1 protein-coding gene is annotated in these 519 nt (G+C 66.3%); it reads right to left on the reverse strand.

Going from position 1 to position 519, the window contains the following annotated elements; translation table 11 throughout:
• The coding region (locus tag ACM14_RS30215) for an AMP-binding protein (RefSeq protein ID WP_139093545.1) at window positions 1-519 on the reverse strand (519 nt) is incomplete at both ends.

Consider the following 519-nt stretch of genomic DNA (forward strand, 5'->3'; position numbering starts at 1 on the left):
CATGTCGTCGCTGCGACCCACGATCTTGCCCATGCGCCGGAAGCTGCGCGAGGTCGGCGCCAGCAGCCGCGTCAGGTCCCGCGTGCGGTAACGAATGATGGGCATGGCTTCCTTGGACAGCGACGTGAAGACCAGCTCGCCCTCGCTGCCGTCGGGCAGCACCTCGCCCGTGTCCGGGTCGATGATCTCGGGGTAGAAATGGTCTTCCCAGATCACCGGCCCGTCCTTGCTCTCCACGCATTCGCTGGCAACGCCCGGGCCCATGACTTCGGACAGGCCGTAGATGTCCACGGCATCCAGCCCCGCCTTGCCCTCGATCTCGCGGCGCATGGCCTCGGTCCAGGGCTCGGCGCCGAAGATGCCGATCTTGAGCGAGCTCTCGCGCGGGTCCAGGCCCTGGCGCTGCATCTCCTCGACGATCACCTGCATGTAGCTGGGCGTGACCATGATGATGTCGGGCCGGAAATCCTGGATCAGCTGCACCTGCTTTTCGGTCTGCCCGCCCGACATGGGCACCAC

Origin of the sequence: Delftia sp. JD2 (assembly GCF_001682645.1) — a bacterium.
Classification (GTDB): Bacteria; Pseudomonadota; Gammaproteobacteria; order Burkholderiales; family Burkholderiaceae_C; genus Comamonas; species Comamonas acidovorans.